Raw genomic sequence first — 8,445 nt, forward strand, 5'->3', positions numbered from 1 at the left:
ATGAACTTTGTTTCCATGATCTTCGGATGGAATGGTGGCAGCAGCATCGGCACCTTGCCCTTGGACGCGCTGGTCAACGAAAAGACCACGCTCACCAGCCGAGTGACGTCGTTTGCCGTGGAAGACGGCCCGCCGGTCACCGACCACGTGGTGGCGGATTCCGAGCAACTGACGCTGGATGGCTGGGTGACGGCGGCTGACATCAGCTTGCTGGGCGGCCTGCGCAGTGCGGCCTTGGGCGCCGGGCGGTCAAAGCTGATCGGCGCCAAGGACGCACTGCGCAAGATCCATGCGGACCGCCTGCCCATCACCATCACAACCGGGCTGGATGTCTACGCAGACTTCGTGATGGAAAGCTGCTCCATCGGGCGCAGCAACGGCGCCGGCGACCGCTTCGAACTATCCGCCAGCTTCAAGCGCATCCGCAAGGTGACCTTGCGGCAGGCGGATATCCCTCCGGAAAAAACCTCGGGCAGCGCAACGGGCAAGGCCGGGGCCACCAAGGCTAACGCCGGCAAGCAAAACGGCGTGCCCGCCAGCCAGAAGCAACGCGGCATTTTCAACTCGTCAGGAATTCTGAGCACATGATCCAGATACTCGTACCGGACGCCAACGACAGTCTCACGGAAATGGAGTTGGACGGCAGGACTTATTTCTTGCGCCTGTCGTGGAACAGCGAGGCGCGGCAATGGGTGCTGGCTGTCGAGAACGCCTACAACGAACTGATCGTGGCGGGCATTGCGGTGGTGCCGGATACCCGCTTGTTGGCGGGGTACCGGCATCTGGCCGTGCCCGCGGGCGAACTGGTGGCCCTGGCCCCGGACCGCCGCGACACCATCAGCCGATCCGCGCTGCCGTCCGGCGAAGTGGCGCTGCTCTACATCAACGCCGACGAGGTGGCCGATGGCCAGGTTTGATCGCGTTTACCGGCTGCTTGTTGGCAAGGACGGCGGGCAGGGACTGGAAATCGTGCCCCCGATCCGCATCACATTCGACATCGCAAAGACCACCGCCGAAGAACCCAACGACGCCAAGATCACCGTGTACAACCTGGCCGCGCAAACCCGCCGCACGTTGGAAGAACCCGGCCTGCGCTGCGTGCTGTATGCGGGCTACGCGGAAGAGGGCGGCCCCTTGCTGATGGCGTCCGGCAGCATCGTCTATGCGTATACCCGCTACGACCAGCCGAACGTGGTGACGGAGTTGACGGTCAAGGACGGCTATATCGAAGTGCGCGACACGGCGGTCTCGATCGGCCTGGGGCCTGGCGCGCGCGCCAGCGACATCATCCGCGACATTGCGCGGCAGTTGGGCCTGCCGTTGCTCATGGCCGACGATGCGCCCGACCGTCGCTGGGAGCAGGGCTTTTCGTTTTACGGCGCGGCCCGCACGGCGCTGCACAAGGTCACGCAGGGCACCGGGCTGGAATGGTCGATCCAGAACCAGCAGTTGCAGGTTGTGCAGCGGCTGGGCACCACGCGGCGACAAGCCGTTGTGCTGGCCGTGGACACTGGCCTGTTGGGCCAACCCGAACGCACGCGGGCCGCCGCCAGCGAGAAGGCGAAGGCAAAGGCGCCGGGGCAGGCGGCTGCCGCTGCGGCTGCCGCTGCGCCGGCCGTAGCCGCCAAAGCCGCCAAAGCCGCCACGCCCGCCAGCGGCCAGCAACAGCGCGACGGCTGGAAGGTCAAGTCGCTGTTGCTGCCCACCATCAGCCCGGGTGATCTCGTCAAGCTGGAAAGCCGTTCGGTAGCGGCCTTTCAACGCGTGGAAACCGTGCGCCATACCGGCGATAGCGAAGGCGGGGATTGGCAAACGGAATTGACCCTGGTTGATCCCCACCCGTCCTCCGCAAAAAAGGAGCAGTCATGAACAACGCGGTAACCCTCATGCGCCGTCTTATCGCGACGGAGCTGGCGGACGTCTACACGACGTTGCCGGGCGAAGTCGTCGCCTATGACGGCACCTTCGTCACGGCTCGCCCCGCGCTGGCCAAGCGGCTGGCCAATGGCGACGTATTGCCGCCGCCGCAAGTGGTGCGCGTGCCGGTCTGCTGGCCGGTGGGCGATGTGAACGGCGCGCAGGCGCTGATCTCGGTGCCGCTGGCGCCCGGCGACGCGATCAAGCTGTCGTTCTCCGCCCGTGCGCTGGAGAACTGGCTGGCGGGCGACAACGGCCCACCGGATGACCCGCGCCAGTTTGATTTGTCGGATGCGTTTGCCTCGCCGCTGCTGCGGCCGGGCACGATGGCGGCCGATACGCAGAATGTCAGCATCCAGTACGGGCCGGGTACGTTGAAACTGTCGCCGGCCGGAGACCTGACTTTTCAAGTCAAAACCTGGACGGTGCAAGCGGAACAAGCCACCTTCAACACCCCGGTCACGATCAACGGGCCGCTGACCTATACACAAGGCATGTCGGGCGAGGGCGGCCAGGGCGGTGCGTCGATGCGCATCCGCGGCGGCGTGGCCTATGAAGGCGGCGCGGTCACCCATAACGGCAAGAGCATCGGCGACACGCATCGCCACGCCTACGCGGGCGGCACGACCGAGGGGCCACTCTGATGACCCTGGACCTTGCCTTGTCCGCTGACCACGATCTGGACCTGGATCTGCTTGGCCGCGCCTCATTCGTGGATGGCGCCGACCGTATCGCGCAGCAGATCAAAACGACCTTGCTCGCCTTTATGGGCGAGTGGTTTCTGGACACCACTTTTGGCGTTCCCTACTTCGAGGACGTGTTGGTGAAGTCGCCCGACCGCGCCAGCATCGAAGCCATCTTCCGCGCTCGGATCCGAGCGGTGCCGGGGGTGACCCAGGTGCAGGCGATGCAGTTGCAGATGGAACGCCAGCTGCGCGTGCTGCGGGTCACATATCAAGCCGATACGTCCTTCGGGCGGCTGGATCGCGTGGTGCTGTTGGGCGCGTCTTCGGGCGCGCCTTCGCCCACGTCATCCAGCACGTCCTAGTCCCACCTTCCCCTTACTTTTGTTGAGGTACCTATGGCCTACGGTGTCACACCGGACGGGTTCGTACGCCCGCGCCTGCCCGAAATCCGCCAGGAAATCGTGGCGGACCTGCGCGCGCGCATGCAATCCGCCGGCTTCAATGGCGCGGTGGAAACCCGCCCGGACAGTATTACCGGCCTGCTGATCGACACCTTCGCGGAACGCGAAGCCACGTTGTGGGAGCAGGCCGAAGGCGTGTATTACGCGATGTACCCGGGCTCGGCCACGGGCGTGTCCCTGGACCGTTCCGTGTCGTTTACCGGCGTGTCGCGCTACCGCGACGAGCCTTCGCGAGCCTATGTGGTGTTGTACGGCGCGCCGGGCACGACGGTGCCGGCGGGGGCGCAAGTGCGGCATCGCGTCAGCCAGAATGTGTGGGCGGTGGACAGCGCCACGCGGATCTTGCCCGGCGCGGCGGCGGATGTGACGTTGCAGCCCGCCGTTGCTCCGCAGACCGCGTATGCGGTATCGATTGATGGCGTGGACTATTCCTACACAAGCGGCGCCACTGCGAACCTGCCCCAGGTGCTGGCGGGATTGGTGGCGGCGCTGGCCGCAAGCGGCCTGGTGGTGTCGAGCGATGGCGCCGCCGTGCGGATCCACTCGGACGGCCGCCAGTCGGCGGCGTTGGCGTGGTCGGCCAGCTTGTCCTTGATTCGCCTGGGGTCGCCCACCTTGGCGACCACGATCGGCGCGGCGGCCGAAGGCGCCGCCGTGGGGGACTTGAACGGCATCATCACGCAGGTTGATGGGTGGGAGGCCGTCAACAACCTGCAAGAGGGCGTGGCGGGCCGTCTGGCAGAAACCGCCGCGGAGTTGCGCGCCCGCTATCCGACCGGCCTGTTCCGGCTGGGCGCGGCCACGCTACCCAGCATTGCCCCCAACGTGCGTGACCGCGTGGCTGGCGTGCGTACCGTCAAAGTCTTCATGAACAGCACCGATACGCCAGATGCGCTGGGCCGGCCGCCGCACAGCGTGCACGTGGTAGCCGATGGTGGCCTGGATGATGAAGTGGCGGACGCCATATTTCGTGTGGTGGCGGCCGGCATCGATACGCATGGCCAGCGCCGGGTGGTGGTCAAGGACGCGGACGGCGCGGATCAGGTGATCCGTTTCGACCGGCCCGAGCGCGTCTATCTCTGGGTGCGCTGCGCCACCACCTTGTTGCCGCCGTCCGAACAAGCGTTCCCGCCCGACGGCTTTCAGCGTATTGCCGACAGCCTGGCCGAGGTAGGCGAGGCATCCAGCATCGGCGAAGACGTCGTCCTGCAACGGTTGTACGGCGCAATTTTCCGTACGCCGGGGCTGGCGTCCGTGGACCTGGCGCTGGCGTATTCGACCGACCCTGCATTCAAGCCGACGCCCGCCGACTATCGCGCGGCGAACGTCACGATCCAGGACTTTCAGGTGGCGGCGTTTGATCTGTCGCGCATCGAGGTGACGTGATGGATCTGAACCAAGACCATGCACAGGTGGCCTGGGGCCATTGGCTGGGGCAGTTCCAAACCAAGCGGCGGCTGGAAGCGCTGGTAAAGGCGCTGCTCAAACCCGCCCAGGGGCTGCAAGGCGCGTTGCGCGCGCTTTACGAAGACCGTTGGCTGGATACGGCGGTGGGCAGGCAGTTGGACGGCATCGGCGAGATCGTGGGCTTGCCCCGCGTCATTGACGAAGCGATCTACATCCGATTCTTCGGTTTCGACGGGCAGCCGAACGTGGGCAGCTTTGGCGTTGCGCGCTTGCGTCGCGCCAACGAGCGCGCCCTGGCGGGGTCCACCACGCTGCTGGATGCCGAGTACCGCAAGTTGCTGTACTGGAAGATCGCGTTGAACAACGGCCACGGCACCACGCCGGAGATCGCCAGTTCGCTCAAACCGATCTTCGATGTGACGCGGGTCGTGGTGCAGAACGCCGGCAACGCAAAGATCCGCATCTGGGTCAGCCGCATTCCCGGCCCCAACGACCCACTCTTGGCCAACCCCTACAAGTGGGTGCCCCAAGCCGCCGGCGTCGGCGTGCAACTTATCACCGGCTCGACCGAAAAGCCCTTCGGCTTTCGCGAGCAAGGTTTCTTTGGCTTTGGCGTCGGCGTGCTGGCGCGAGGGATTTACTGATGGCAGACCCTACTTTTTTCGATCTCTTCAAATCAACCTGGGCACAGAATGGCCTGACCGAAGGCATTACCGACCTGCAATACAAGACCGGCTGGTCGTTCATCGGCTCCGTTCCGCCTTCGGTGGAGCAATTCAACAAGGTGCAGCAGACCACCGACGAACGTCTGGCCTGGCTGTACAAACAGTTGGACGGCCTGGCGGCGGTCACCGGTCGCCCGCTTTCGGCCACGAGTTTTGATGCGCTTAGCTACGCGCAGCAAAACCTGAATGCCGGCAACCTGAAAGCCGGTACGGTGCCAGTGGCGCGTCTGTCAGGGACGGCATCGTCGCTGACGGCCGGCGCCGCGACCAAGCTGGCGACCGCACGGACCATCGCCGCGACCGGTGACGCGACGGGCGCGGGGTCGTTTGATGGAACCGCGAACGTGTCGCTGGGGCTGACGCTAGCCCCCAGTGGCGTGTCCGCCGGCAGCTACGGCAGCGCCAACGCGGTGCCGACCTTCACGGTCGATGCCAAGGGCCGCGTGTCCGCGGCCGGCGAAGTCGCCGTGGGCAATGCGGCCACCGCAACAAAGCTGGCCACGACCCGCCTGTTCTCCGTCACGGGCGGGGCCACGGCGGGCGGGGTGAGCTTTGATGGCTCGGGCAATGTGGCGCTGAATGTGACGGCGCTGGATGTGTCGAAGGCGTCTGCTGGCACCTTGCCGGTGGCGCGGGGCGGTACGGGTCTGGCCACCGTTGCCGCGGGTTCCTATGTGACGGGTGCGGGAACCGGCGCGCTGGTGGCGCGGACACCGGCGCAGGTGCTGTCCGACATTCAAGCGTTGCCAAAAGCAGGCGGTGATGTCAGCGGTCCGATTCTCTTGGGCACTGGCGCGGCGATTGGTAGCCAGTACGGTTCCAATTCAACATCGGGTCAAACGGCGCATGTCGTGTTGCCTGATGGTGGCGGCTTTTCGACGCATACAGCCACTGTTACCGGTGCAATGAAGATCACCTTGCCTCCGGCTGCGATCAGTGCGAACACGATGATGCGTCTTCGGGTAGAGATTTTCGAGTATCTGACCGATGTGCCGCCCGTGACGATCCTGATCCATGGGTACGCTCAGACCAGCAAGGTGTGGGGAAGGCAGGGCGCGACGATAGTTGCCGGTGCTGTGGGATCGGACCTGGCTGTGCGGTTTGGGTCCGACTCAAGTGGTGCCCTGTGCATTTGGCTTGGCGAGCTGAACAAAGCCTGGTCGTACCCATCCGTGACGGTGTCGGAGGTGATGGCGAAGTACAACACCACGGGCGCGTCCGTTGCGGGCTGGGCAAGCGGCTGGAAGGTGGAGCCTGTCACCGCCTTTGAGACGGTTTCCCAGGTCGCTGCAGTCAGCAACCTGGCTTTTGCCCGTTCGGATATTCCGCGAGTAAACGGCCTGCAGGCGGCGCTGGACGCTCGCATACCCGCCGTGTCCCTGGCCAACTTGCCATCGACCAACATCGGGCCGGTTTTGGTGGCTGAGGTCGCGGAAGTTTGGATTTGGGTCTCCACCAGCTTCTATACCGGCTACCGCTCGCCGCTTTGTGGTCGACCGCTGGACGGCCACACCGTCGCGCCACTAGCCAGCGAGGTAGACGCCGTGGGCGGCATTCTTCAAAAGTCTGCTTATGCAGCCCTTTGGGGTTACGCGCAAGAAAATGGCTTGGTGCTGACGCAGGCCAATTGGGAAGCGCGCAGGGGCGGCCATTACTTCGTCAATATCGACGCAAACACGTTCCGCGTCCCGGACCTGCGCGATATGTTCCGCCGGTTTACCGGGACTGACGCTGACACTGCAAATGCGAGGGCGTTGGGAAGTATGCAAACACAGAAGCTTCAAGCTCATTCGCACCCCGGAGTGAACATTGATGGCAGCGCATTTCAAGTCGCGGCATTTACCGCGACTGGTTTGGCATTTGCTGCCAGCGCCGTACATGGCTTCAGGGCTGGCACCAGCAACCTTGGAGTCAATCCATCCACTGGGACGGAAACCCGTCCCATAAACGCAGCGTACTGCCCGCGAATCCACGTGTAGCGTCAGCCGTATGTAGGCTAGACATGAATTCGCGGGTGGTAAGCGGTATTTGCCGGTCGAGTTTCTGTTGCAGTCCGGGTGGTTAAGGACGAGTCGAATTGCATGATGACGTACGGACCAGTCCCAGATGTAGCGACTGCCGCAGTGTTGCCGGCTGCCCCTTGTGCGATGGCTCCGCTAGTGATCGCCACGTCCACCGTGTTGCGCATTCCAAATTGGCCGACGATCTTCTGGGCTGCGTCTCGCTGGCTCGATCCGACGCTTCTCGCATTTGCAGTGAAGGTGACGCTACGCATGGACTCGCGGATGATATGCAGTGTTGACCGGACGAGTTTCGGTGCCACCTGCATTCGTTGTGGAGAACGCAAGGTTGCCGGCACCGTCGAGTACCGCTTGATTACCGGAAACGGGCGCGCGGTTCGAATAATTGAAGGCGTGAGCGTGGGCCTGTAACTGCTGAGACTGCCGGCCGCCCAGCAGTCTCGCATTTGCAGTGCAAATTTCACCTCTTAGGAAAACAATATGCAGAAAGACGTATTCCAGACCGGCGAAGGCGGTCTATATATGTACAAGTCCATCGCCAACGAGCTCGCGCTCACGCCTGACGCATTCAATATTCCCTATGGCGCATTCGAGGATGCGCCGCCAGCCCCGCCCGCAGGAAAATGGCCCCTGCGGGTGGGCGAAGCTTGGATTATGGTCGAGGACTATCGCACCACGCCTTTATGGGTGGTGGAGACTAGCGCGCCTTACTCGATCGGTGCGGAGCATGGTGGCGTAGGCGGCAACGTTAGCTACCCGGGCTGGGGGGAACTACCGGCATGGCTGACCGCGGTAGAACCGCCGCGACCGTTCGAAACGGTTTCGGATGAGACGTAGGTTCTAAGCCGCCAGAGGCAAAGCCTTCGACTCGAGATCGCGCTCACGGCGCATGTCTTCCAGTTGGCGTCGCCCCAGCGGGCTGCGCACCAGCTTCTGGGCTAGCTCTCGGCCGTGCGGGTGGTAATAGCGCAGCAGCATCCGGGTGTCCACGTTGCCGTTGACCTTAGCCAGTTCATGAATCTGGAAAACCGTAGCAAGCTGCGACGTGCCTTCGTGTCGCAGGTCATGAAACCGCAGGTCGCGGAAATAGGCGCTATTCGGCCTACGGCCGTAATGGCGACACATACCTTCATAGCGCAAGCGAGCGCGTCGACGGGCCCGGATGAAGGCCCGCGTGACAGAGCTTGGCTGCATTTGGAATATGCGGCCGCGCAGAGGCTTGCCGGTG

At 63.9% G+C, this 8,445-nt stretch carries 10 protein-coding genes and 1 pseudogene; 10 read left to right on the top strand and 1 reads right to left on the bottom strand.

Annotated features, from left to right (window positions below; translation table 11 throughout):
- The 10 genes from ACE04A_RS15290 to ACE04A_RS15335 all read left to right on the top strand — a co-directional run bounded on the left by ACE04A_RS15290 (position 1) and on the right by ACE04A_RS15335 (position 8,054).
- Positions 1-588 (top strand): phage baseplate protein, encoded by a 588-nt coding sequence (locus tag ACE04A_RS15290; RefSeq protein WP_448717409.1) that lies wholly within the window; start codon positions 1-3, stop codon positions 586-588.
- Positions 585-917, top strand: a complete 333-nt coding sequence (locus tag ACE04A_RS15295; RefSeq protein ID WP_448717408.1) for a phage baseplate plug family protein — start codon at positions 585-587, stop codon at positions 915-917. Before ACE04A_RS15290 ends, ACE04A_RS15295 begins: the two co-directional genes overlap by 4 nt.
- The gene (locus tag ACE04A_RS15300; RefSeq protein WP_448717407.1) at positions 904-1,869 is read left to right on the top strand and encodes a phage protein; all 966 of its coding nucleotides are present in this window, start codon (positions 904-906) and stop codon (positions 1,867-1,869) included. The genes ACE04A_RS15295 and ACE04A_RS15300 overlap by 14 nt, the downstream gene beginning before the upstream one ends.
- Positions 1,866-2,561 (top strand): Gp138 family membrane-puncturing spike protein, encoded by a 696-nt coding sequence (locus tag ACE04A_RS15305; protein WP_448717406.1) that lies wholly within the window; start codon positions 1,866-1,868, stop codon positions 2,559-2,561. Before ACE04A_RS15300 ends, ACE04A_RS15305 begins: the two co-directional genes overlap by 4 nt.
- Positions 2,561-2,965, top strand: coding sequence for a contractile injection system sheath initiator (locus tag ACE04A_RS15310; protein WP_259245883.1), 405 nt, complete (start codon positions 2,561-2,563; stop codon positions 2,963-2,965). The genes ACE04A_RS15305 and ACE04A_RS15310 overlap by 1 nt, the downstream gene beginning before the upstream one ends.
- Before the next feature lie 33 nt (positions 2,966-2,998).
- Positions 2,999-4,450, top strand: coding sequence for a hypothetical protein (locus tag ACE04A_RS15315; RefSeq protein ID WP_448717405.1), 1,452 nt, complete (start codon positions 2,999-3,001; stop codon positions 4,448-4,450).
- Positions 4,450-5,115, top strand: coding sequence for a baseplate wedge 1 family protein (locus tag ACE04A_RS15320; protein WP_448717404.1), 666 nt, complete (start codon positions 4,450-4,452; stop codon positions 5,113-5,115). The genes ACE04A_RS15315 and ACE04A_RS15320 overlap by 1 nt, the downstream gene beginning before the upstream one ends.
- Positions 5,115-7,175, top strand: coding sequence for a hypothetical protein (locus tag ACE04A_RS15325; protein WP_485820269.1), 2,061 nt, complete (start codon positions 5,115-5,117; stop codon positions 7,173-7,175). The genes ACE04A_RS15320 and ACE04A_RS15325 overlap by 1 nt, the downstream gene beginning before the upstream one ends.
- A gap of 180 nt (positions 7,176-7,355) precedes the next feature.
- Positions 7,356-7,628, top strand: coding sequence for a hypothetical protein (locus tag ACE04A_RS15330; RefSeq protein ID WP_485820270.1), 273 nt, complete (start codon positions 7,356-7,358; stop codon positions 7,626-7,628).
- A gap of 69 nt (positions 7,629-7,697) precedes the next feature.
- Positions 7,698-8,054 (top strand): phage tail protein, encoded by a 357-nt coding sequence (locus tag ACE04A_RS15335; protein WP_485820271.1) that lies wholly within the window; start codon positions 7,698-7,700, stop codon positions 8,052-8,054.
- Between the two features lie 3 nt (positions 8,055-8,057).
- Here ACE04A_RS15335 and ACE04A_RS15340 read toward each other — a convergent pair.
- Positions 8,058-8,445 (bottom strand): annotated as a pseudogene (locus ACE04A_RS15340) (site-specific integrase); the annotation flags it as partial.

It is taken from the genome of Achromobacter colocynthidis (genome assembly GCF_057334535.1).

What these genes read in the sequence shown, in the direction of transcription:
- ACE04A_RS15290 (WP_448717409.1), top strand. Translation starts at nt 1, where the DNA reads ATGAACTTTGTTTCCATGATCTTCGGATGGAATGGTGGCAGCAGCATC.
- ACE04A_RS15295 (WP_448717408.1), top strand. Translation starts at nt 585, where the DNA reads ATGATCCAGATACTCGTACCGGACGCCAACGACAGTCTCACGGAAATG.
- ACE04A_RS15300 (WP_448717407.1), top strand. Translation starts at nt 904, where the DNA reads ATGGCCAGGTTTGATCGCGTTTACCGGCTGCTTGTTGGCAAGGACGGC.
- ACE04A_RS15305 (WP_448717406.1), top strand. Translation starts at nt 1,866, where the DNA reads ATGAACAACGCGGTAACCCTCATGCGCCGTCTTATCGCGACGGAGCTG.
- ACE04A_RS15310 (WP_259245883.1), top strand. Translation starts at nt 2,561, where the DNA reads ATGACCCTGGACCTTGCCTTGTCCGCTGACCACGATCTGGACCTGGAT.
- ACE04A_RS15315 (WP_448717405.1), top strand. Translation starts at nt 2,999, where the DNA reads ATGGCCTACGGTGTCACACCGGACGGGTTCGTACGCCCGCGCCTGCCC.
- ACE04A_RS15320 (WP_448717404.1), top strand. Translation starts at nt 4,450, where the DNA reads ATGGATCTGAACCAAGACCATGCACAGGTGGCCTGGGGCCATTGGCTG.
- ACE04A_RS15325 (WP_485820269.1), top strand. Translation starts at nt 5,115, where the DNA reads ATGGCAGACCCTACTTTTTTCGATCTCTTCAAATCAACCTGGGCACAG.
- ACE04A_RS15335 (WP_485820271.1), top strand. Translation starts at nt 7,698, where the DNA reads ATGCAGAAAGACGTATTCCAGACCGGCGAAGGCGGTCTATATATGTAC.